This is a genomic window from Serratia myotis, from assembly GCF_027474885.1.
Classification (GTDB): domain Bacteria; phylum Pseudomonadota; class Gammaproteobacteria; order Enterobacterales; family Enterobacteriaceae; genus Serratia; species Serratia proteamaculans.
Genome location: NZ_CP099707.1, coordinates 2,232,258 through 2,254,086, shown reverse-complemented (window position 1 = coordinate 2,254,086; position 21,829 = coordinate 2,232,258). Strand labels below are relative to the sequence as shown.

At 56.0% G+C, this 21,829-nt stretch carries 22 protein-coding genes; 7 read left to right on the top strand and 15 right to left on the bottom strand.

The annotated features are described in order from the left end of the window. Positions 1–26 precede the first annotated feature (26 nt). The 3 genes from yddG to NHG65_RS10690 form a co-directional block, all read right to left on the bottom strand. Entirely contained in the window at positions 27–920 is an 894-nt protein-coding gene (yddG, locus tag NHG65_RS10700; protein ID WP_099065574.1) for an aromatic amino acid DMT transporter YddG, read from the bottom strand. Positions 921–1,011: 91 nt separating this feature from the next. After that, entirely contained in the window at positions 1,012–2,382 is a 1,371-nt protein-coding gene (locus tag NHG65_RS10695) for an APC family permease (protein ID WP_099065573.1), read from the bottom strand. A gap of 317 nt (positions 2,383–2,699) precedes the next feature. Continuing rightward, positions 2,700–4,118, bottom strand: a complete 1,419-nt coding sequence (locus tag NHG65_RS10690) for a glutamine synthetase family protein (RefSeq protein ID WP_099065571.1) — start codon at positions 4,116–4,118, stop codon at positions 2,700–2,702. Positions 4,119–4,358: 240 nt separating this feature from the next. On the opposite strand from NHG65_RS10690, the gene puuD reads away from it, so the two are divergent. From puuD to NHG65_RS10670, 4 genes are read left to right on the top strand one after another with little or no spacing between them, the layout of a single operon-like run. Continuing rightward, a complete protein-coding gene (gene puuD / locus NHG65_RS10685) occupies positions 4,359–5,120 on the top strand; it encodes a gamma-glutamyl-gamma-aminobutyrate hydrolase (RefSeq protein ID WP_085116364.1) in 762 nt (253 codons plus the stop codon). Next, positions 5,117–5,674, top strand: coding sequence for an HTH-type transcriptional regulator PuuR (gene puuR / locus NHG65_RS10680; protein ID WP_085116363.1), 558 nt, complete (start codon positions 5,117–5,119; stop codon positions 5,672–5,674). Before puuD ends, puuR begins: the two co-directional genes overlap by 4 nt. 15 nt (positions 5,675–5,689) lie before the next feature. Further along, positions 5,690–7,186: an aldehyde dehydrogenase PuuC gene (puuC, locus tag NHG65_RS10675; RefSeq protein WP_099065570.1), complete on the top strand. Its 1,497-nt coding sequence runs from the start codon at positions 5,690–5,692 to the stop codon at positions 7,184–7,186. 11 nt (positions 7,187–7,197) lie between these two features. Further along, a complete protein-coding gene (locus tag NHG65_RS10670) occupies positions 7,198–8,478 on the top strand; it encodes an NAD(P)/FAD-dependent oxidoreductase (RefSeq protein WP_207977867.1) in 1,281 nt (426 codons plus the stop codon). Positions 8,479–8,525: 47 nt separating this feature from the next. Here the strand turns inward: NHG65_RS10670 and budC are convergent, their stop codons facing one another. The 7 genes from budC to NHG65_RS10635 form a co-directional block, all read right to left on the bottom strand. After that, a complete protein-coding gene (budC, locus tag NHG65_RS10665; protein ID WP_207977865.1) occupies positions 8,526–9,281 on the bottom strand; it encodes a meso-2,3-butanediol dehydrogenase in 756 nt (251 codons plus the stop codon). Positions 9,282–9,607: 326 nt separating this feature from the next. Further along, positions 9,608–10,036 (bottom strand): universal stress protein, encoded by a 429-nt coding sequence (locus NHG65_RS10660; RefSeq protein ID WP_219015986.1) that lies wholly within the window; start codon positions 10,034–10,036, stop codon positions 9,608–9,610. A 533-nt stretch (positions 10,037–10,569) separates the two neighbouring features. Continuing rightward, positions 10,570–10,782, bottom strand: a complete 213-nt coding sequence (gene cspE, locus NHG65_RS10655; protein ID WP_012006483.1) for a transcription antiterminator/RNA stability regulator CspE — start codon at positions 10,780–10,782, stop codon at positions 10,570–10,572. A 315-nt stretch (positions 10,783–11,097) separates the two neighbouring features. After that, positions 11,098–11,742: a Qnr family pentapeptide repeat protein gene (locus tag NHG65_RS10650; protein WP_499183292.1), complete on the bottom strand. Its 645-nt coding sequence runs from the start codon at positions 11,740–11,742 to the stop codon at positions 11,098–11,100. Between the two features lie 126 nt (positions 11,743–11,868). After that, positions 11,869–12,612 (bottom strand): DUF3658 domain-containing protein, encoded by a 744-nt coding sequence (locus NHG65_RS10645; RefSeq protein ID WP_499183291.1) that lies wholly within the window; start codon positions 12,610–12,612, stop codon positions 11,869–11,871. Between the two features lie 249 nt (positions 12,613–12,861). Beyond that, entirely contained in the window at positions 12,862–13,938 is a 1,077-nt protein-coding gene (locus NHG65_RS10640; protein ID WP_207977861.1) for an SMP-30/gluconolactonase/LRE family protein, read from the bottom strand. Positions 13,939–14,125: 187 nt separating this feature from the next. Continuing rightward, positions 14,126–14,335: a hypothetical protein gene (locus NHG65_RS10635; RefSeq protein ID WP_037422351.1), complete on the bottom strand. Its 210-nt coding sequence runs from the start codon at positions 14,333–14,335 to the stop codon at positions 14,126–14,128. 174 nt (positions 14,336–14,509) lie between these two features. Between NHG65_RS10635 and NHG65_RS10630 the strand changes: the two genes are divergently transcribed. Next, positions 14,510–14,860 carry a GFA family protein gene (locus tag NHG65_RS10630; RefSeq protein WP_207977860.1) on the top strand — a complete coding sequence of 117 codons (351 nt, stop codon included), beginning with the start codon at positions 14,510–14,512 and terminating at the stop codon, positions 14,858–14,860. A 35-nt stretch (positions 14,861–14,895) separates the two neighbouring features. Here NHG65_RS10630 and rhaM read toward each other — a convergent pair whose 3' ends face one another. From rhaM to rhaB, 4 genes are read right to left on the bottom strand one after another with little or no spacing between them, the layout of a single operon-like run. Continuing rightward, positions 14,896–15,210 (bottom strand): L-rhamnose mutarotase, encoded by a 315-nt coding sequence (rhaM, locus tag NHG65_RS10625; RefSeq protein WP_499183290.1) that lies wholly within the window; start codon positions 15,208–15,210, stop codon positions 14,896–14,898. After that, positions 15,207–16,043, bottom strand: a complete 837-nt coding sequence (gene rhaD / locus NHG65_RS10620) for a rhamnulose-1-phosphate aldolase (protein ID WP_261415900.1) — start codon at positions 16,041–16,043, stop codon at positions 15,207–15,209. Before rhaD ends, rhaM begins: the two co-directional genes overlap by 4 nt. Positions 16,044–16,052: 9 nt before the next feature. Next, positions 16,053–17,309, bottom strand: coding sequence for an L-rhamnose isomerase (locus NHG65_RS10615; protein ID WP_499183289.1), 1,257 nt, complete (start codon positions 17,307–17,309; stop codon positions 16,053–16,055). Beyond that, the gene (rhaB, locus tag NHG65_RS10610; protein ID WP_499183288.1) at positions 17,306–18,778 is read right to left on the bottom strand and encodes a rhamnulokinase; all 1,473 of its coding nucleotides are present in this window, start codon (positions 18,776–18,778) and stop codon (positions 17,306–17,308) included. Before rhaB ends, NHG65_RS10615 begins: the two co-directional genes overlap by 4 nt. Before the next feature lie 288 nt (positions 18,779–19,066). Here rhaB and rhaS point away from each other — a divergent pair, with 288 nt between their 5' ends. Beyond that, the gene (gene rhaS / locus NHG65_RS10605) at positions 19,067–19,891 is read left to right on the top strand and encodes an HTH-type transcriptional activator RhaS (protein WP_219015980.1); all 825 of its coding nucleotides are present in this window, start codon (positions 19,067–19,069) and stop codon (positions 19,889–19,891) included. A gap of 60 nt (positions 19,892–19,951) precedes the next feature. Beyond that, positions 19,952–20,770: an HTH-type transcriptional activator RhaR gene (gene rhaR, locus NHG65_RS10600; protein WP_499183474.1), complete on the top strand. Its 819-nt coding sequence runs from the start codon at positions 19,952–19,954 to the stop codon at positions 20,768–20,770. Here the strand turns inward: rhaR and rhaT are convergent, their stop codons facing one another. Continuing rightward, entirely contained in the window at positions 20,771–21,805 is a 1,035-nt protein-coding gene (gene rhaT, locus NHG65_RS10595) for an L-rhamnose/proton symporter RhaT (protein ID WP_085116351.1), read from the bottom strand. It abuts the gene before it with no gap. Between the last annotated feature and the right edge of the window lie 24 nt (positions 21,806–21,829).

The following is a 21,829-nucleotide window of genomic DNA, read 5'->3' as shown; positions in this document are numbered from 1 at the left end:
ATTGAGCAATCGGCGGATAATTTCCGTTAGTTTCCTCGGGTTGCCCGCCAACAGATTAACGATCCCAGGGTCACCATCACCACGCCCTGCCAGAAGCTGGCGTTCAATGCGGTATCCAGCACCAGCGCGGCAAACACCGCCGATAACACCGGGGTAAAGTAAGATACCGTCGCCAGCAGCGTCATATTGCCGTGCAGAATACCCACGTTCCAGGCCGCGTATCCCACCCCCATCGCCATGCCGGCACACAGCAACGTCAGGGTCACCGGCAGGGTGAACTGCATGCCGCTTTCGCTGCTGAAGGCATATTTGATCCACAGCGCGACGGCGGTCAGCGTAATAAACAGCACCACGCCGTTATGGCCCTGGGCAATTTTCTTGGTCAGATTGCAATACACGGCCCAAATCACCGCCCCGGCGAAAGCCAGCGAATAACTCAGCGGATTACTGTGCACGTTCGCCAGCATTTGCGCCGGTGACCACCCCCCCTCGCCGCTCATGATCCAGCCAATGCCGAACAACGACAGCAGCAGCCCGGGCAGCAACCACCATTTGGCCTTTTGGCCGTTGAACGCCAGCGCCATCAGCACGGTAAAACAGGGCCAGAGATAATTGATCATCCCTACTTCAATCGCCTGCAGACGGGTATTGGCATAACCCAGCGACAGCGACAGGCAGATTTCATAGCTGACAAACAGCAGGCTGCCGAGGATCAGATAGGCACGCGGAAACTGTCGAAGGTTTGGCAGGCGCAGTGCCAGCAGTAAAAAAACCGCGCTGACGCTGTAGATCATCGCCGCCCCGCCGATGGGTCCCAGTCCTTCGCTGACGCTGCGGATCAGGCCGACCACGCTGCTCCACAGCAGGATCGCCAACAGACCGAGCAAGGTGGCTTTATACGAAACGGGGAGTGAAGACATAAAGATGATCCAATCGGTTATTTTTTATCAGTATTTTCACTCTACTGTCCGACGGACAAAAAAGAAAGGCGGGAAACCCCGCCTGACTCAGTTATTGCTGTGGCTGTCGTTCCAGCTGCGGTGGCGGCTGACGGAAGCGCCGGGTGAGATAAGCCAGGTAACCAAAGCCCAGCGCCGCCCAGATCAACCCCATGGTCAGCGAACTTTTTTCCAGGTTGAGCCAGAGCACGCCGACCGTCAGCGCCCCCACCAGCGGCAGAAACAGATAGTTAAAGCGGTCTTTCCAGCTTTTGTTGCGCCCTTCACGAATATAGAAATGGCTGATCACCGACAGGTTGACGAAGGTGAAAGCCACCAGCGCGCCAAAGTTGATCAACGCCGTGGCGGTAACCAGATCGAAAGACAGCGCGGACAGCGCCACCAGCCCCACCAACAGCACGTTCAGTGATGGCGTGCGCCATTTCGGATGGATATAGCCGAAATATTTTTCCGGGAACACGTTATCGCGCCCCATCACATACAACAGCCGTGAAACGCTGGCATGTGACGCCAGGCCCGACGCCAGGGTGTTGATAAAGGTGACGCACAGGAAAATCGACTGGAACAGCTTGCCGCCCACGTACAGCGCGATTTCCGGCAGTGCCGCATCCGGCTGATGGAAACGTTGAATAGTAGGAAAAAACAGTTGGATAAAGAACGACACGCTGATGAAGATCACCCCGCCATACAGCGCCGTCAGGAAGATGGCCCGCGGGATCACCCTGGCGGCATCGGGCGTTTCTTCACACAGCGTGGTAACGGCGTCAAAACCGAGGAACGAGAAACACAAAATGGTGGCACCGGTGATAATCGGCAGCAAATGCGCATTTTCACTGACGAACGGTTGCAAGCTCCACACCGTCCCCATGCCTTCTCCGCTATGCAGGCCACGCACTACCAGGAAGATAAACACCACGATGATCGCGACCTGGGCCAGCACGAACAGGGTATTGAAGTTGGCCACCAGATTGACGCTTTTCAGGTTGATGGCGGTAATGATGATCACAAAACCCACCACCCAGACCCACGGCGGGACTTCAGGGAACAGCGCAGTCAGATAGATTTTCGCCAACAGGGTATTGATCATCGGCAGGAACAGGTAGTCGAGCAGCGACGACCAACCCACCAAAAAACCAACGTGCGGATTAATCGCCTTTTGTGCATAGGTGTAGGCAGAACCGGCGGTCGGAAACTGGCGCACCAGCTTACCGTAGCTGATGGCGGTAAACAGCACGCCGGCCAGCGCCAGCAGATAGGATGCCGGTACGTGGCCGTCAGTCAGGCCGGAAACAATACCGAAGGTGTCGAACACCGTCATCGGTGTCAGATAGGCCAGGCCCATCATCACCACTTGCCACAGTTTCAGGGTTTTACGCAGTTGCGGCTTGGCCGCTTGATCACCGTCAGTCGCATTAATCGTCATGACTCTTCCCCTCTTTGTCCTCTGCTGGTAACCGTTTAACGTCATTCAGAGAGGCCGCGGGGATACTGCTGCTCAGGCGGCGGGAAGTCGAAGATAAAGACAAAAAATCTCGGCCAACGGATGGCCCGTATTCACTGCGGCACGGGCTGATGCCCGCGCAAACTGAAGAAACAGTTAAGGCTGTCATGGTTCTTTCCTCGCCGACGTCCTGTACGCCAAAGTGGAAGAAATGCTTTACCGCTGCGCGTAGCTTCGCAGGCCACAGGATAGCCGGCGGAATGCGCCAGACGCGCGCGGTATCATGAGTTCGAGCGGGTTTAGGCGTTTTTCAGCATCCACTCGATTTCGGTTTCGGTGATCAGGCGCTCAAATTGCACCAGCTCATCCGTTTTACAGGCCAGGTAAACATGGCTGAACCTTTCCCCCAGCAGCGCATTCAGCACCGGCTGATGCTCAAATTCATACAGCGCATCGCTCTGACGGATCGGGAACGGCAGCCCCTCCTGCTCCAGCCCGTTGCCGGTGACCGGCTCTTGCAGCGGCAGCGTGGTTTCCAGACCGTAGACAATGCCGGCCAGAATGGTCGCCATCACCAGATAAGGGTTGGCATCGGCCCCGGCCACGCGATACTCCACGCGATGGCTGTCGCGATCGCCACAGGGAATACGCAGCGCCACGGTACGGTTGTTATGGCCCCAGGACGCCTGAGTCGGCACGTACATGCCCGGCTGGAAGCGGCGGTAGGCATTAACGTTGGGAGCCAGCAGCGCAATAGAAGAAGGCATCAGGGCAATCATCCCGGCCAACGCCTGTTTCAGCAGCACGGAGTCTTCGCCGTCATCGTCGGCGAGAACGTTGTTACCCTGCCTGTCCAGCATGCTGATATGCACGTGCATGCCACTACCAGCGTGTTCCTCGTAGGGCTTGGCCATAAAGGTGGCCTGCATGTTGTGATTTTCCGCCACCATGCGGATCAGCCGTTTTAATGCCAACGCATGGTCGCAGGCTTGCAGAACGTTATCGGTATGGTGCAGGTTGACTTCAAACTGGCCGGGCGAAGCTTCGGCCACCGCCCCGTCTGCCGGCAGGCCCTGCATGCGTGCCAGTTCGTCAATTTCACTCAGCACGTCGGCAAAGTGGTTAAGGTTATCGACGGAGTACACCTGACTCTGGGTGTTGCGCTCCTGGGTGCCCGGCGAGCACGGCGGCTGCAAATAGCCTTCCGAATCGCGTTGGCGATCGATGAGATAGAACTCCAACTCTACCGCTACTACGGGGGATAGCCCGCGCTGACGCAAACGCTGCCAAACTCGGTTCAGCACATTGCGCGGTTCAACGTCAAAGGGAGTACCATCTTCATCCAGCATGGTGAGCAGCACCTGGCCGATATATTGCGGATCCGCCGCCGACGGCGTCAGGGTGCCCAAGACCGGTACACAGATATGATCCGGCTCACCCAGTTCCTGCCCCAGCCCGGCCTCTTCAACCACGTTACCGAGAATATCCATCGCAAACACCGACGCCGGGAAGTAACAGCCTTTCTCCAGCTTGCTCAGCCCGCCCACCGGAATGCGCTTGCCACGGAAGCTGCCGTTAAGATCGGTCAGCAGAACGTCAACGTGCTGAGTTAATGGATAACACTCCAGGTACTTCTTCACTTCACGTTGGAACGCGCTACTTCGCTTTTCTTCGTGGTGCTGAACAAAGTTTTCCACTTCTACTATGTTGGTCTGCATGATTCACCCGCCATGTATGTTTTTTGTCTGTGGTTCTCACACTTATTGCCGTCGATGTTTTTTGACCATCTTGCTCAATATAATGTCCACCAATGAAACATAGATGCAACAAAATTGTTTTGCAAGTGTTACTTTGAGTTTGAATATTGCCCATTTGGCTGCTAGATTTATAAAATATTGAACGAAAACGGCAGTGGAGAAGCTTATCGTTCATAATTTCGAACATACCAAGGGGACAGTATGGGCAATATATTTAACAGACCAGTGGTCGGCGTAGTGATGTGCAGGTATAGGTTAAACGGGCATCTCACTCAGACCTTGCAAGAAAAGTACCTAAATGCCGTCGTGGCCGCGGGAGGGTTGCCAATCGCCCTGCCACACGCGCTGGCGGAACCCAAACTGCTGGAAGAATTGCTGGAGCACCTCGACGGCATTCTGCTGCCGGGCAGCCCCAGTAATGTGCAGCCGCACCTTTATGGTGAAAACGGCGATGAGCCTGACGCCGATCCTGGGCGAGATGAATTGAGCCTGGCGTTGATCCGCCACACGCTCGACAGGCGCATTCCCCTTTTCGCCATTTGCCGCGGTATGCAGGAAATGGTGGTCGCCAGCCAGGGCACCCTTCACCGTCGGCTGTTTGAACTGCCCGAACTGCTCGAACACCGTGAAGATCACGACCTGCCGCTGGAACAACAATACGCCCCCGCCCACGAGGTCATCGTTCAGGAAGGCGGCTTACTCTCGCAGCTGATACCGGATTGCAACCGATTCTGGGTCAACTCACTGCATGGCCAGGGAGCAAAAACCCTCGGCCCCGACGTACGCATCGAGGCTCACGCTGCCGACGGATTGGTGGAAGCCATCAGTCTGCGCGACCAACCCTTTGCGCTGGGTGTGCAATGGCACCCGGAATGGAACAGTGAAGAGTACGCCCTGTCGCGCCTGTTGTTTGAGGGGTTCATTAGCGCCTGCCGGAACTATCAAAAGGAAAAACGCCCATGAGCGATGTCAGCTTGGCACCGGGAAAACGTCTGTCGCAAATCCGCCAGCAGTTGGGATTGTCGCAGCGCCGAGCGGCCGAACTGTCTGGATTAACCCACAGCGCCATCAGCACCATCGAACAGGACAAGGTCAGTCCGGCCATCAGTACCTTGCAAAAGCTGCTGACGGTGTACGGGCTGTCACTGTCGGCGTTCTTCGCCGAGCCGGAAATTCCGGATGAACCACAGATTGTTATCGACAGCCAGGATCTGATCGAGATTGGCAGCCAGGGGGTATCGATGAAACTGATCCACAACGGCGACCCCAATCGCACTCTGGCGATGATGATCGAAACCTATGAACCGGGTACCACCACCGGCGAACGTATCAAGCATCAGGGGGAAGAGATCGGCACCCTGTTGGAAGGCGAAGTGGTACTGCAGGTCAACGGGCAGGCTTATCACCTGCTGGCTGGCCAAAGCTACGCCATCAACACCGGCATTCCCCACAGTTTCAGCAACACGTCGGCGCGGATTTGCCGGATTATCAGCGCCCATACGCCGACGACATTCTGATCAACGGAGCAAGGTATGGACTTCCACCATCTGCAGTATTGGCAACACCGGGCGCAAGCCCTGAAAATTGAGAACCAACTGTTTATCAATGGCCGCTATCAGCAGGCCGTAGAAGGCCAAACCTTTGCCGTGGAGGATCCCGCCGGGCAACGTGAGTTGACCCAGGTGGCCCGGGGCAGCAGCGTCGACATCGATTTGGCGGTCAGTGCGGCGCGTGAAGTGTTTGAGCGCGGCGACTGGTCCAGAGCGGCTCCGGCGCAGCGCAAGGCCACTTTGCTGAAGTTGGCAGAATTGATGGAACAACACCATGAAGAGCTGGCGCTGTTGGAAACGCTGGATACCGGCAAGCCGATCCGCCACAGCCTGCGCGACGACGTGCCCGGCGCTATCCGTTGCCTGCGCTGGTATGCCGAAGCGGTCGATAAGGTTTACGGTGAAATTGCCCCCACCGGTGGCGATGCACTGGCGTTGATCGAACGCGAACCTATTGGTGTGGTCGGTGCCATCGTACCCTGGAACTTCCCGCTGTTATTGGCCTGTTGGAAGCTCGGCCCGGCGCTGGCCACCGGTAACAGTGTGATCCTGAAACCCTCTGAAAAATCCCCGTTGACCGCAATCTATCTGGGCAAGCTGGCGCAACTGGCCGGGCTGCCGGACGGCGTATTGAATATTGTCCCCGGCTACGGTCACGATGCCGGTAAGGCGCTGGCGCTGCACAACGACGTCGACGCCCTGACCTTTACCGGATCCACCCAGGTCGCCAAACAACTGATGATCTACGCCGGCCAGTCCAATATGAAACGGGTGTGGCTGGAGGCCGGCGGCAAGAGCGCCAATATTATCTTTGCCGACTGCCCGGATCTGGACAAGGCCGCACAGAGCGCCGCCGCCGGCATTTTCTATAACCAGGGACAGGTGTGCATCGCCGGTACCCGGCTGTTGGTGGAAGAGAGCATTCAGCAGGAATTCTTACTGGCGCTGAAGCGGCATGCGGCAGCCTTCACGCCGGGCGATCCGCTCGATCCGACGACGGTGATGGGCACGCTGATCGACCAGGGCCACTGCGAGAAAGTGGCCGACTATATCGAGCAGGGCCTGAGCCAGGGTGCCGCGCTGTTCCTGGACGGCCGCGAGCACCCACAGAACGGCCATGTCGGCTACCTGGGCCCGACCATTCTGACCCAGGTAGATAATGCCATGAGCGTGGCGCGTGATGAAATTTTTGGCCCGGTGCTGGCAGTCACCAGTTTTAGCGGCGAACAACAGGCCATGCAGTTGGCTAACGACAGCGACTACGGATTGGGCGCCGCCATCTGGACTCGCGACCTGTCGCGTGCTCACCGGTTAGCTCGTCAGTTAAAAGCCGGCACGGTGTTCGTCAATAACTACAACGACGGGGATATGACGGTCCCGTTCGGCGGTTACAAGCAAAGCGGCAACGGCCGCGACAAATCGCTGCACGCGCTGGAAAAATTCACCGAACTGAAAACCACCTGGATTTCGCTGGAATAAGGGCAGATATCATGACTGAACACGTAAAAAGCTATTATGCGGCCTCGGCCAACAGCCACGCGCCCTACCCGCAGTTGAATGACTCCATCGAATGCGACGTCTGCATCGTCGGCGGCGGCTACACCGGCCTGTCTTCGGCGCTGTTCCTGGTGGAAGCCGGTTACAACGTAGTGGTGCTGGAGTCCGCACGCATCGGCTTTGGCGCCAGTGGCCGCAACGGTGGCCAACTGGTGAACTCCTACAGCCGCGACATCGACGTGATTGAACAGCGCTACGGTGCGGAAAGCGCCCGTATACTCGGTGGCATGATGTTTGAGGGTGCAGAGATCATTCGCAGCCGTATCCAAAGGTACGCCATCGAATGTGACTATCGCCCCGGCGGCATCTTCGCCGCCCTGAACAACCGGCAATATCACGCGCTGATCGAACAAAAACAGCACTGGGAGCGTTATGGCAATACCCAGCTTGAACTGCTGGATGCTGAGCGCATCCGTCAGGAGGTCAACAGTGAGCGCTATGTCGGTGCGCTGCTGGATCACAGCGGTGGGCATATTCATCCTTTGAATCTGGCCCTCGGTGAAGCCGAAGCCATCCGCCTGCAGGGCGGGCGCATCTTCGAACAGTCGGCCGTCACTAATATCCGTCACGGCGAACCGACCATCGTCAGCACCGCCAGCGGTCAGGTGAAGGCACGCTATGTGATCGTGGCCGGCAACGCCTATCTGGGTGATAAGCTGGAACCAAGACTGGCCAAGCGCAGCATGCCGTGCGGCACTCAGGTGGTGGCCACCGAACCGCTGGCACCGGAAGTGGCGCAGTCGCTGATCCCGCAGAATTACTGCGTCGAAGACTGTAACTATTTGCTGGATTATTACCGTATCACCGGTGATAACCGCCTGCTGTACGGTGGGGGCGTGGTGTATGGTGCGCGCGACCCGGACGATATCGACAACCTGATCCGCCCCAAACTGCTGAAAACCTTCCCGCAGTTGAAAGGGGTGAATATCGACTACCGCTGGACCGGCAATTTCCTGCTGACGCTGTCGCGCATGCCACAGTTCGGCCGCCTGGAGAATAACGTCTATTACATGCAGGGCTATAGCGGCCACGGCGTGACCTGTACTCATCTGGCAGGCAAGCTGATTGCGGAATTAATGCGAGGCGATGCGGAAAGATTCGATGCCTTTGCCAAACTACCGCACCTGCCGTTCTTCGGCGGTCGCAACCTGCAAATTCCGTTTACCGCAATTGGCGCGGCCTACTACCAACTGCGCGATCGGATTGGGGTGTAAAGCTCTCAGGCCCGGCGTTTAACTTCACCGGGCCTGAGGATTAATGCTTAAACAATCTTCGGCTGACCGTCTGAGGCGGTCGCCCCACCATCCACCGGGATGTTGGCACCGTTGATAAAGCTGGCGTCGTCACTGGCCAGGAACGCCATCACCGCCGCCACTTCTTCCGGCTCTGCCGCACGCCCCAGCGCAATACGCTCATTGAACTTGTCGCGAATTTCCTGCGGCCAGCCGTTGGTCATATTGGTTTTCACCAGGCTTGGGCACACCGAGTTCACCCGCACGCCGTCACCGCCGTGATCGAGCGCCATGGCACGTGTCAGGTTTACCACTGCCCCTTTCGCCGCACAGTAATAGGCTGCGCCCCAGTCGCCTCCCAGGCCAGAGACCGAAGCGGTGTTAACGATGCAGCCTTTGGTTTTCAGCAGATAGGGCATAGCGAATTTGGAACAGAAGATCACGCCGTCGATGTCTACCCCGGCGATGCGACGCCAGTCAGCCACGCTGGTTTCCAGCACGCTGCCCGCCACGTGCACGCCGGCATTGTTCAGCAGCACGTCGATGCGGCCCAATTTTTCCGCCACTTCATTCATCATTTTCTCAACCGCGACGTGGTCAGAAACGTCGATATGCACCGCCAGCGCCTTGCCTTTCGGCAGTGAGGCCGCCACTTTGTCTACCGCCTCTTTCGCCCAGTCAGCCAGCACCACGGTAGCGCCTTCAGCGGAAAACCGGCGCGCTGCCGCTTCCCCCATCCCGTTGCCTGCGCCGGTGATGATGACCACTTTATTGTCGAAACGCATAAGAACTCCTCCATGTGAATGTATTCTGATAAGTCATACAAATCCTGATTGAATCGAGGATAAAACTCATGAGGGGAGAGGGACAGTCAAAACGTGCGGTTTACTAATCAAAAAGAGGTATTCACTGTAAATTCAATGCGTCAGAACAATCAATATCGGAATTAGGCCAACCATTTGATGAGATTGATAAAATCCTCTGGCGTGACTATTTATCGGCCGTACTATCAGCCATCAATAAGTTCAGTCACGGCCCTATACCGCCACTTACCGATAAGCATTGATTATTAAAAAATCGGGCCGCTGAATGATAGCGGCCCTGGGCTGGCTTATTTTTTCTCAATCGGAACCACCAGCAGATCGACCTGCAGGTGATTGATCGCCTGCCGCGCCGACGATACCCACCGACTCCAGATATCGTGATGGTGGCCGAAGAGGATCAGGTCGCAACCCTTGTCCTTAGCCGCCCGATTCAGCTCCTCCATCAGATCGCCACGCCCGATAATCACCTCTTCAACCGGATAAGACGAGTGGTCTTTGATGGCATTGAGCATATTTTTCACGCGTTCAGAAAAAGTGCGATCCGTGTAGTTGTATTCACCCACGCCCAGTTCGGCGTAATAGCCAGTATGATGAATATCGATATAGATCAGAGATAATCGGGCATTCAGCGCCCCAGCCAGTTTGGCGCCTTTGCCCAGCAGGAACTCGGCATCTTCGCCAAGATCGGTTGCGACCAGGATATGTTGATAAGTCATGATAACTGCCCTCCGCCTCGAGCCAGTAAACAGGATGACGCTCCCTGCCAGCAGACGCTGACCGCCTATTTATTAGGCAATTTAAGTTTAGTTCAGAGGTGAAATTATCGCTCATCGACACCATCGTTCCTCTGATGGCACGATGCCCCTTATCAACAGGCCCGTTTCGTTTCGGGTCCGTTGGGCTGCGGGCATAAAAAAACCCCGGCACAGGCCAGGGTCATCAATGTTTGTCGGTCACTTTCCCGACTGTCATGTTATGGCGTAAGCGTCCGTCCAACACTCCAACCTTACGCAGCCTAAGCACAACTTTTTCACAACAGAAAAATAGACTGAATCACTGCCGTTATTATTATTACGACGCCAATCTTTTTTGCTGTTGCCAATAACTATTGCTATTGGAATATTCTGAATATAACTATTTAGATAAACTCCGGGTAATCCCGGAGTTTATTCAGGTAATTCTTTTATTTCTTATCTGCTCCGGTTTACACCTTCTTCGCTATCGTAAGAAATAAAACACTACCTATAAATTATAAAACTACTACGTTGCCGGCAGAAGGACCCTTCTGACCGTTTTCGATAGTGAATTCAACGCGCTGACCTTCATCAAGCGTTTTGAAATCATTGCTCTGGATAGCAGAGAAGTGCACGAACACGTCTTTGCTGCCGTCTGCCGGAGAGATAAAGCCAAAACCTTTACCTGCATCAAACCATTTTACCAAACCAGTCATTTTAGTAGACATAGATATTTCCTTTATATTTTTGAGACGCCATAAGGCGATTGAGGTCTGTTTTTATTGGAAACTTACTTGGGCACTAGAGAAGGAAATTCGCGGAAGAAGAGGTATCTATGGGATATCACTAATACTGAGAACTGCTTTACTAAAACTGCTTTCATAAGGTCTGTACTACAAACCGATGACGTTATTTATACACGAGGAAATTATTTAAGCAAGGAATATTTATTATAATATTTATACACACCATTTATTATTTATCCGCCGTAACGCCCTTGGCCGCACCCTGTAAGGGCCTGACGGCCCCATGGTGCAAAAAGCTTAACCGATAACCGCAATTCCCAGCCGTTCCATCATTTGAAACACCTGATAGCTGTCCAGTTTCACGCCCTGCAGATCGGTACTGCGCAGGTCCAGCTCACCCAGTTCCGAGTTGGTCAGGTCACATTGGGTAAAGTTGGCGGCACGCCAGTCAAACGAGGAAAACTCGCCACCGGACAGATCAGAGCCGCTAAACGTCGCGCCGAGGATCTGCGCGCTGTTCCAACGATTTTCCCACAGCTCACACTTCTCCAGCACCACTTTCGAAAAGTTGGCATAGCTCAGGTTGCTTTTGGTGATGTAAGCGCTGCAAAACCAGGTGCGCGGCGTGATCATATTCATAAAACTGGTGCCGCGAAAATCCGCCCCCTGCGCCCGGCACTCACGGATCTCGATACCTAATGCACTGGCGTTTCTGAAGTCCGCCATCGACAGGTCACAGTTTTTGAAACTGGCATCCTTCAGCAAGGCGCGACTGAAATTCCCCCCCTGCTGGCTTTCGCGATCGTAAAACTGACAGTCGATAAATTCGGTACCGATCAGGTCAGTGCCCGAAAAATCGCAGTTGATAAAACTGCCGCTTTCAATTTTCTCGCCGGTAAACCGGTTACGAGCAATCTTTTCACCCTTCAACACCAGCGTCATCACGACACACCTGTTTATTTGTACAGTCAGTGATGCATTATAAGCAGAACTGCAGGCCGGAGAAAAATGCTTTGACCGATTTTTTCCATGTCACCGCACAAATAACACAACGCCGGGCGAGCAGGGTTAAGCCTGTCGTACCTGGAGCCGGTTCATGTTCACGCCACCTGTCTGCGCCTGCAATACGCCCTGTTCAATCAGCGCATACAGACGAAAATTCAGAAAGGTGTCACCTACTCCATGGGGCGAATTCACCATCGCGTTACCCACCACCCGGGAACCCTGGGTAAAGTCGCTCGGGCAATGTTGCAGCAACAGTGGGTCATGGAAATCCAGCGTTTTCCCCTGCACTTCACCCTGCGTAAAGATCCGCACCGGGTCGTTCTCCTTCAGCAGACGGTGCCAGTCGGCAATGAGCGCCACTTTGTCTTCTGCCGTCAGCTCAGTCCGACGAACCCACAAGGATTCGAGCGTTTCAATCGGACAACTGCCAGTGGCTTCGCTTCCGGCAAGTTCAGTGACGTTGACGATAAACACTGAACGCTCCCCCAGCAAAGGCAACAACGCGCGCAACATCAATTGCTCATCGGGATTGTCGCTAATCCACAGCGTCATCTGCCCGCTGACGGAGGACAACTGCATTCTCAGATTTTCCATCGCCGTCAGGCGCTGGGAGGAAGAGTCCCATTCGGGGGCGTGAATAGAGTGATGCAAATCTTGAAACCAGCGGGAGCGGGTCTGTAGACCCCGATCGTCATCCAGTGCGTACAGCGGCCCAAATGACAGATTATCGGTGAAATCCAGTACGTTCTCTCCCGGGTAAGCCAACCGCACGCAGCCACCCGACAGGGCAATATGCACATCCTTCATTAACGCTCTCCTCCGCCTGTTCCCTAAAATAATCCTGAGGTGAATTTTGCCAACTTTCTCCCGCTGTCACTAGACAAAAAATCCTAATTTGTCTGGTTGAATGGCATAAAAAAACCGCCCTGGGGCGGTTGATTATCGGGAGCGGGATTTATTTCAACGCTTCCTGGATGGCATCAGCCATCGGGCCAATGTGTTTTTCAGCGGCTTTCAGCTGAAAATCCACGCCCCGTCGGTGGGCGCTACGGCCCTTCATGGCGACCCGGTGACGTTCTGGCCATCGCTAAACGCCACCTTGACGAGGCTAAACTCGCGCGTGCGATCGGCATTGGCCGTATCGGCAAAGAGACGGGGATAACGTGAATTGACGACCCAAACCTCGCCATCCTTGACAGCCGCCGCAGTGGGTCCATCCAATCCCGGCGGCGTGGCAACCGCGGTAATGCGGGCGCTAGCCCAGCCGTCGGATGAAGAAAGCAGCGTCACATCCCCCGACATGCCCCGCCCGGCGCCGGGGAAAGACTGTACCACCACCAGGGTGTCAGGGCTTTTGAGACGTAACCCGTCAGGCCCTTTCAGACGCTGTGGCAGCTTGATTTCGCTTAGCGCGTGCGTTCCATCCAGCGCCACCTTCCACAACAGACCACGGGAATAGTCCCCGGCGATCAGGTAGCCGTCCGGGTGGTAAACAATGCCGTTGAGATAGGGTTTTGCCCCCGACGCCGCAGTGGTCGTGACCGGCATCAGGCGTTCGGAACGCACCAGTATCGAAACCGCCTTGGTTGCCTGGTCGATTTTATAAATCTGCGGTTGAAAACTATCGGTAACGTAAACGTTGCCTTGCGCATCGATGGTCAGATCGTTGGCGAGCGTCGATCCTTTGCTCAACGGCGAGAAATCATATATATGCTGCAGTGCACCGGTGTCGAGATCAAACTCAAGCACCTGCGCGACGCGATTGCGCGTACCGGGTGAAGATTTGAGCGCAATGCCTACATCTTCGTTGCAGACCAGCACGCGGTTGCGCACGGCGTCAACGACAATACCGGAAGTCGTGATTTGTGAACGACCGACGGCGAAACGCCTGTAGCGCCCATCCTCATAAACCAGGCCAATCTGCCCGCCGCGCAGCGACGAAACCAGAAACGCCCCGGAGTGTTCATTCCAGGCAATGCTCTCGGGATATCCCCCAGCGATATCGGGGACAAAGGTGATAACCTGCGCGCCCTGGGTCGGCGCGGCAGTCGCAAAGAACAAGACGAAGCTGACCAGCAGCGTAATCCCACCAAAGCGCAGCGGTGAAGTTGATGATACGGTGTTCTGGAACATGACAGGAAACCTGGTAATTAACCGGATCTGCATAGTAGGTTGGGGCTGAAAACAGCACTAGTCGGAAAAAAAGCAATACGCTAATGAAAAAATCACAGCAATCATGCGGTGGGTTGCTCAACCTGGTTCGCCAGCGAAACGGCACAAAAAAAACCGCCCTGGGGCGGTTGATTATCGGGAGCGGGATTTATTTCAACGCTTCCTGGATGGCGTCGGCCATCGGGCCAATGTGCTTTTCAGCGGCTTTCAGCTGAAAATCCACGCCGTTACCGTCGTTGGTATCGGACAGCGTGGCCTTGATCAGTTCCAGCGCCGCTTGCACCGCCACCAATCTTTTATGCTGCTCATCCGTGATCGGTTTGGAGCTCATCGTAGCCGGGTAGTATTGCTCTAACATCGTTCTCTCCTTGTGATTACGCTAGTGACTAACTTAACAGAATTTAAAGGTATTTCTAATGGGTCGAACCACAGAATCCACATTCTCCACGCTGATATATGCCCCAGCCAAATCAATCCGGTGAATAAGTGAACTATAATTGCTCAATCTGAGTTTTCCAGCAGGTGAACCATTATGTCCTTTAAAGGAAGCTGTCACTGTGGCGCCGTCACCTTTACGGTGAACGCCGATCTGCCCCATGAGGCCCTGAGTTGCAACTGTTCAATCTGCCGCCGTAAAGGCATGTTGCTGGCGTTCTTCCCGATCGACAGCTTTGTACTGAACAGCGGCGAAGACTTACTGCGCGGTTATACCTTTAACAAACACATCATTCAGCACCAGTTCTGCCAAACCTGTGGCACCGAGGCCTTCGCCTACGGTAAAGGCCCGGATGGCGCGGCAATGTGCGCCGTCAACCTGCGCTGCGTACCGGAGCTGGCACTGGATTCGTTGAAGATCCATCCGTTTGACGGTGCCAGTGCCTGAACGGAAATCAGGCGGGGTATCCCCCCGCCTGCCGACTATTCCAGATAAAACACCTCGGTTAACACCTCACTCACAGGGCTGTTATCGGCATGGCTGGGCATCAGTTCACGCATCGACAGCCACCAGCGTTGGCATACTTCGGTCGCCGCGACGGCCTGCCAGCGTGCTTCCGACTCAATATCAACCACGGCAAACAGCAGGCTGCGGCCGCTATCAAGGAAGATACTGTAGTGATGCACGCCGTGTTGCTTTAAGGTCTGCGCCAGCTCCGACCAGATCGGCGCATGCCGACGCTGATACTCCTGATGCGCGTCGGGGTTTACCTGCATCACAAAGGCCTTGCGGATCATAGCTCACGCACCACATTAAGCGCCGCCGCCCAGGGCTTCACCTCAAAACGTTCACCGAGTGCGATCAACTGCGTTTTACTGATGGTTTGCTTCATCCCCTGCATCGACAACACCTTCACCAGTACCTGAGCCGATTTTTCAGCAGTGTCGATCAGGCCAAAAGCTTCGTCCAATGACGGGCCGCTGGCGAAAATACCGTGGAACGGCCACAGTACCAACGAGTGTGAACACATCTGCTGCGAGGTATGCTCACCGATCCCGTCGGTGCCCGGAACCATCCAGGGCACGATACCCACGCCGTCGGGGAACACCACCAGACACTCGGTGCTGCCTTCCCACAGCATACGGGTGAAGCTTGCCGAGTCCAGCTCCAGCACGTAACTCAGGGCAATCAGATTGGTGGCATGACAATGCATAATCACCCGGTCGCGCCCCTCGGTCAGGGTTTTACGCACGCAGTGTGACTGGAAATGTGATGCCAGCTCCGACGTTGGCACACCACCGTTGGTCAGCCCCCAATAAATGCTGTAGGCGTGGCCGTCTTCGCTAATCCGCAGCAATACCAGGCTGTCGGCCGGGTCGAGCTGCACATTGCGGAAAAACTTGCCGGAACCGGTCACCAGGAACCAGCAGTTGGCCAGTTCCACCGCCGGTTGGCTCAGTTCGACGCGGCGCGGCTGCGGATAAAAATCCGCCGCGAACGGCTGCACCTCCTCGTCCAGCAGCCGCAGGCTGACGTTGCCACCGTTACGTTCGTCCCAGCCTTTCAGCCACATATCCGAGGTGGCTTTCACCATGCCCTGAACAAACCATGAAGAAAGAAGTTGTTGCATACGGCGCCCTTAACGTTGATTGAGAATTTGTTTTTCGTACTGGCGAACTTCGCCAAGCCAACCGGCATCGGCGGGTACTTCATGGCGCAGGCAATACATTTCCCAGACCGCCTGCCACGGCAGCGATTTCTGCTCTTCCAGCATTGCCAGCCGGGCGGTGTAATCGCCGGCGTTTTCCAGACGGCGCAGCGATTCCACCGGTTCCAGCAACGCGCGTAGCAGTGCCTTGCGGGCATTGCGCGTACCGATCACCCAGGCTGCGATGCGGTTAATGGATGCATCAAAGAAGTCGAGGCCGATATGCACCTTGTCAAACAGACCGTGACGCACAATTTCATGGGCGATGGCCTGGGTTTCGTCATCCAGCAATACCACATGGTCGCTGTCCCAGCGCACCGGACGGCTGACGTGCAGCAACAGGCGTGGCACGAACAGCATGGCGGTGGAAATCTTGTCGGAAATCACTTCGGTTGGATGGAAATGCCCGGCATCCAGCGTCAGCGCCACCTGGCGGCTGGTGGCATAGCCCAGATAGAACTCGTTAGAGCCGACGGTGTAGCTTTCTGCACCAATGCCAAACAGTTTGCTTTCCACCGCGTCGATATGGTGCCGGGGATCCAGCGGTTGGCTGATCACCTCATCCAGTGCGCTTAGCAGGCGTTGTCGTGGTGCCATCCTATCAACGGTGAGATCTTTCATGCCGTCCGGCACCCAGATATTCATCACCGACGGCGTGCCGAGCTGCTCGCCGAAATAGGCCGAAATACGGCGGCTGGCCTGGCAGTGTTCGATCCAAAAGCGCCGAATCGCCGGATCGGCGTGCGCCAGGGTGAAGCCGTCACTGCTCAAGGGATGTGAAAAACAGCTCGGGTTAAAATCCAGTCCCAGATGATGCTCCCTGGCCCATTCCACCCAGTGGCTAAAATGCGCCGGTTCAATAGCGTTACGCTCCACCGGCACCTCGCTTTCCAGATAGATCGCATGCAGGTTCACCCGCTTTGGCCCCGGGATCAGCGACATGGCGCGTTCCAGATCGGCGCGGAGCTGGTTGGCGTTGGTTGCCCGGCCCGGGTAATTACCGGTGGCCTGAATGCCGCCGGTCAGGGCCGCCTGCGGATTTTCAAAGCCGCGCACGTCATCGCCCTGCCAGCAGTGCATCGAGATCGGAATGCTGTCCAACTGCGTCAGCGCCTGCTCGACGTCGATGCCGAGATCCTCAAAACGCTGTTTGGCGAGCGCAAACGCCTGTTCAATAGGTCGGGTCATAAGCAAAGCTCCTTGATCGCGGGATTAAGCGTCTGAAACCGCAGCCAGCCGGCCGTAAATGCCCCGAACGGCTGCGGTGAAAAAGTCTGTTGCGGGAAGTTGTCGGCCACCAGCAGTCGGAAGGTAGCGACATCTGCCACCTCACCCAGCGCGATCAATTGGCTGCCGATGTTACCCAACGTCGAGGCTTCGATTGGCCCGGTTGACAGCGGGATCCCGCAGGCGTCGGCACAAAGTTGGTTGAGTAAAGGGTTCTGGCTACCGCCGCCGACGATATGCAAGTGGCTGAAGGGTTGTCCGCGCAGGGTCTGCAACTCGCCCAGCACCTGTCGGTAAAGCAGCGCCAGGCTGTCGAAAATACAACGCGCCAGCGCCGGCGGGCTATGTGGCGTCGGCATGCCCTGCTCGACACAGGCCTGCTGGATCTCAGCCACCATCGCCACCGGGTTGATAAAGCGCGGATGGTTGGGATTGATCAGCGATCGACAGCCCGGCTGCGCCGCGGCCTGCTCGACCAGTTGGCACAGGTCCGTGATATTCAACTCCTCACACACCCGCTGCAGCAGCCACAGTCCCATAATGTTCTTCAGCACCCGGTAACGCCCTTCGACGCCGCCCTCGTTGGTGATATTGGCCGCCTGTGCTGCCGCACCGGTGCAAGGGTGCCGACTCTCAAAGCCCATCAACGACCAGGTACCGGAACTCAGGTAGGCGGCGTGTTGATCCTGCAGCGGCGTCGCCAGCACTGCACTGGCGGTGTCATGAGTGGCTACTGCAATCACCGGTACCTGCACCCCACTGGCCATCCGCCAATGCCCGACGGTATTCCCCGGCGCTGTCGGGTGACCGAACCAGGCGGCTTTGGCACCGGCCCAGGCCAGCAATTCAGGATCCCAGTCGCCGCTGTGAATATTCAGCAGTTGGCTGGTGGTCGCGTTGGTATATTCCCAGTTCAGTTGCCCGGTAAGCCGGTAATACAGGTAATCCGGGATCAGCAAGGCATGAGCGACACGTTCCAATAATTCGGGGTGACGTTGACTGAATGCGCGCAACTGATAGAGGGTATTGAAAGGTAAAAACTGGATGCCGGTGCGTTGATACAGCCATTGGGTGCCCATCTCATGCTGTGCCTGTTGCATCAGCCCGTGGGTGCGGCCATCACGGTAGGCAACCGGCAGCCCAACCCGCCGCCCTTCGCTATCCAACAGCAGATAATCCACACCCCAGGTGTCGATCCCTATGCTGTCCGGCGTGACGCCTTGCTGATCCAACTGCTGCAGCCCCTGACGAATGGCGTGCTCCAGTCCATCGATATCCCAACAGTCGTGGCCGTCGATCGACACCAGGTGATTACGAAAGCGGGTGACTTCCTGCAGGCTGATGCTCCGGTCGTCGGACTGATAGCGGCCCAACATCACACGGCCACTGGAGGCACCAAGATCGATGGAGACAATATTGCGAGTGCTCATGGGGTGGCTTCCTGATGAATCGATGGCATCAGTCTAAAACCCCAGGCAAACGACACCTTATCACCACTGCCAGCCTGTCAGGCGGGTTGGCAATACGGCAAAGATTTACGCGATACAGCTCACGTTTTGTTTTTTTTACCGCCTGTGATGCCGCGCGCACTTTGGCATTTTTCCGCGCCATTCTTGATAAATGAACGCAGTGTGACGCCTTTTTACGTTGCAAATTAAAGGCGACCGCCCGACGCCTCCTTTAGTATCTGTTACAAATTGGTTAACGGAGATCGAAAGATGGCGATGCTGTACGGCAGTGATTTTTTCGCTTCAAGCCCCTACCCGGTCGCGATTGAACCGCGGGAACCCCAGTCGAGCTTTCCTGAACATCATCATGATTTTCACGAAATTGTGATTGTGGAACAGGGCGCAGGAACCCACGTGCTGAACGGTCGGCCGCAAACACTGTGCAGCGGCTGCGTGTGTTTTATCCGCGACTGCGATCGCCATCTCTACGAGCAAACCGATAATCTGCATCTGACTAACGTGTTGTACCGTGGCCCTAACGCCTTCCGCTTTCTCGCCGGGCTGGATCAACTGTTGCCGCTGGCACAGGATCAGCAGCCGCACTGGCGTATCAACAATAAATTGCTGGCACAGGTGCAAATTATTATTCAGCGGCTGGAGCAGACCCCTGTGGCATTCAACCTGGAGCATTTGGCACAGCAGGAGCTGCTGTTTATGCAATTGCTGGTGCTGTTACGTCAGGGCTGTATCGCCACTACCGTTGACGATCAGGAAGGTCGTTTGCGGCGGCTATTGGACTGGCTGGCGGATCACTACAGTGATGAAATCAAATGGGATGAGTTGGCGGAGCGTTTTTGCCTGCCCTTGCGCACCCTGCACCGCCAGATGAAAAAGCAGACCGGCAATACTCCGCAGCGTTACCTCAACCGACTGCGACTGCTGCAGGCACGGCAAATGCTGCGTCAGGATGAAATCCGCATCACCGACATTGCCTACCAATGCGGATTTGGTGACAGCAATCACTTTTCCACGCTTTTCAAACGTGAGTTCGGCTATTCCCCCCGTACTCTACGGCAGAACGATTTCTTAACCTGAGGTGCCACGGTGAAAAGCCCACTTCTGTTGGCCAAAGAGGATTATCTGCCATCGGCACTGATGCCGGTGGCGGTTGCCGATCGTGCGCCCCAATCGTCATTTCCGCCGCACATGCATGAGTTCAGCGAAATCGTCATTGTCTGGCGCGGTAACGGCATGCACGTACTGAACGATCAGCCGTGGCGGGTGACCTGTGGCGATATGTTTTATATTCGCGACCGCGACTGCCACAGCTATGAATCGGTCAATGATCTGGTACTGGACAATATTCTCTACTGCCCGGAACGCTTCCAACTGGCGATTGGCTGGGCGGAACTGCTGCCACCGGACCGGGCTCAGCATCAATCTCACTGGCGGCTAACCACCCGGGGAATGGCACTGGCACGCAGTGTGATCCAGCAGTTGGCACTGGAAAGTCGTAAAACCGACCTGCTGTCGATCCAGCTCACCGAGGCGCTGTTTCTGCAACTGGTGCTGATCCTGCGTCGTCATCGCTATGCCGTCGGGCAAGACGACCAGTTACCGGAAGGCGAACAGCTGGATTTGCTGATGGCAGCCGTTCAGGGAGACAGCGGTGCACATTTTGAGCTGGAGGCATTCTGCCGACATCATCAACTGGCAGAGCGCAGCCTTAAGCAACTTTTTCGACAGCAGACCGGCATGACCATCAGCCACTATCTGCGCCAGTTGCAACTCTGCCGGGCAAAATCCCTGCTGCGCGGCAGTGATGAACTGATCGGTGAAGTGGCTGCCCGCTGCGGCTTTGAGGACAGCAACTATTTCTCGGTGGTGTTTACCCGTGAAACCGGCGTCACCCCCAGCGCCTGGCGTCAGCGTTTTAAACGCGCCGAACGCCCTGCCGCCGGGGTAAAACGCTGATCACCCCGCCATGCCCAAGCCAACAACGTTGGCGGCCAGAATGATCGTCAGGCAACCGATGCACAATACGCTGACCGGACGACGGCCGGCGTTTTTCCACTCTCTTAGCAACAAGCCCACCAGACCGCCACACAGCACATAGAAACTCATATGCAGCATCCAACTGATAAAGTCGTACTGCGCGGGAATGTTGGCATGGCCCCAGGCATAGAAGAAGAATTGCAGGTACCACATGGTACCGCCGAGCAATGAGAACAGTACGTTGGCCACCAGCAGCGATTTGGCCTGCGAGAAATCAGCCTTGACTGACAGATCCGCTTTGACCGCCAGGCGAATAAAACAGTAGGCCAGGTTAACCAGTGCCCCGCCCCCCATGATCACCACGTAGCTTGGCAACGCCACGTACAGCGGATCAATCCCCAGATCCGCTGCGGCCTGGTGCATAGGTTTGGCAGCATCCATCGCAAACGACATACCGGCGGAGAAAATGCCGCACATCACCGCCAACAGCAGTCCTTTGCGCAGATTAAACTCTTCGGCGCGGATACCCATCGCCCGCTCTTTCAGCACCCCTGCCCACGAAACAATCACCACGCCAATCAGGGCAATGGCGACGCCCAGCAGCGTCAGCTTGCCACCGGCGGAGCTGAACAACGCCACAAAGCGCCCCTGCAACAGCGGGGTCATCAGCGTGCCCACCACCAGCGTGATGCCAATGGCGATGCCAATCCCCATCGACATGCCCAGATAGCGCATGGTCAGGCCGTAATTGACGTTACCAATGCCCCACATGGCGCCAAACAGGAACACCGGCAGCAGGGTCGACAGGCTGAAAGCACTGTAATAGCGCCAAAAGTCCGGCAGCAGCACATAGCTCACCGCCCAGGGCAGGATCAACCACGACATCAGGCCACCGATCGACCACATGGTTTCCCACGACCAGCGACGGACTTTTTTGAACGGGGCATAAAAACAGGCGGCGCTGGCAGCGCCCACCAGATGCCACAGGATTCCCAACATGACAGCGTTATTCATTATTATTGATTCCTTCGTTGCTTG

Bases quoted from the DNA above. Each gene is read 5' to 3' on its own strand.
- NHG65_RS10670 (WP_207977867.1), top strand. From the start codon at position 7,198: ATGACTGAACACGTAAAAAGCTATTATGCGGCCTCGGCCAACAGCCAC.
- NHG65_RS10635 (WP_037422351.1), bottom strand. From the start codon at position 14,335: ATGTTAGAGCAATACTACCCGGCTACGATGAGCTCCAAACCGATCACG.
- NHG65_RS10660 (WP_219015986.1), bottom strand. From the start codon at position 10,036: ATGACTTATCAACATATCCTGGTCGCAACCGATCTTGGCGAAGATGCC.
- puuR (WP_085116363.1), top strand. From the start codon at position 5,117: ATGAGCGATGTCAGCTTGGCACCGGGAAAACGTCTGTCGCAAATCCGC.
- yddG (WP_099065574.1), bottom strand. From the start codon at position 920: ATGTCTTCACTCCCCGTTTCGTATAAAGCCACCTTGCTCGGTCTGTTG.
- NHG65_RS10630 (WP_207977860.1), top strand. From the start codon at position 14,510: ATGTCCTTTAAAGGAAGCTGTCACTGTGGCGCCGTCACCTTTACGGTG.
- budC (WP_207977865.1), bottom strand. From the start codon at position 9,281: ATGCGTTTCGACAATAAAGTGGTCATCATCACCGGCGCAGGCAACGGG.
- NHG65_RS10690 (WP_099065571.1), bottom strand. From the start codon at position 4,118: ATGCAGACCAACATAGTAGAAGTGGAAAACTTTGTTCAGCACCACGAA.
- rhaB (WP_499183288.1), bottom strand. From the start codon at position 18,778: ATGAGCACTCGCAATATTGTCTCCATCGATCTTGGTGCCTCCAGTGGC.
- cspE (WP_012006483.1), bottom strand. From the start codon at position 10,782: ATGTCTACTAAAATGACTGGTTTGGTAAAATGGTTTGATGCAGGTAAA.
- NHG65_RS10650 (WP_499183292.1), bottom strand. From the start codon at position 11,742: ATGACGCTGGTGTTGAAGGGTGAAAAGATTGCTCGTAACCGGTTTACC.
- NHG65_RS10645 (WP_499183291.1), bottom strand. From the start codon at position 12,612: ATGAAGGATGTGCATATTGCCCTGTCGGGTGGCTGCGTGCGGTTGGCT.
- rhaR (WP_499183474.1), top strand. From the start codon at position 19,952: ATGCCGGTGGCGGTTGCCGATCGTGCGCCCCAATCGTCATTTCCGCCG.
- rhaD (WP_261415900.1), bottom strand. From the start codon at position 16,043: ATGCAACAACTTCTTTCTTCATGGTTTGTTCAGGGCATGGTGAAAGCC.
- NHG65_RS10615 (WP_499183289.1), bottom strand. From the start codon at position 17,309: ATGACCCGACCTATTGAACAGGCGTTTGCGCTCGCCAAACAGCGTTTT.
- rhaM (WP_499183290.1), bottom strand. From the start codon at position 15,210: ATGATCCGCAAGGCCTTTGTGATGCAGGTAAACCCCGACGCGCATCAG.
- NHG65_RS10640 (WP_207977861.1), bottom strand. From the start codon at position 13,938: ATGTTCCAGAACACCGTATCATCAACTTCACCGCTGCGCTTTGGTGGG.
- puuC (WP_099065570.1), top strand. From the start codon at position 5,690: ATGGACTTCCACCATCTGCAGTATTGGCAACACCGGGCGCAAGCCCTG.
- rhaS (WP_219015980.1), top strand. From the start codon at position 19,067: ATGGCGATGCTGTACGGCAGTGATTTTTTCGCTTCAAGCCCCTACCCG.
- rhaT (WP_085116351.1), bottom strand. From the start codon at position 21,805: ATGAATAACGCTGTCATGTTGGGAATCCTGTGGCATCTGGTGGGCGCT.
- puuD (WP_085116364.1), top strand. From the start codon at position 4,359: ATGGGCAATATATTTAACAGACCAGTGGTCGGCGTAGTGATGTGCAGG.
- NHG65_RS10695 (WP_099065573.1), bottom strand. From the start codon at position 2,382: ATGACGATTAATGCGACTGACGGTGATCAAGCGGCCAAGCCGCAACTG.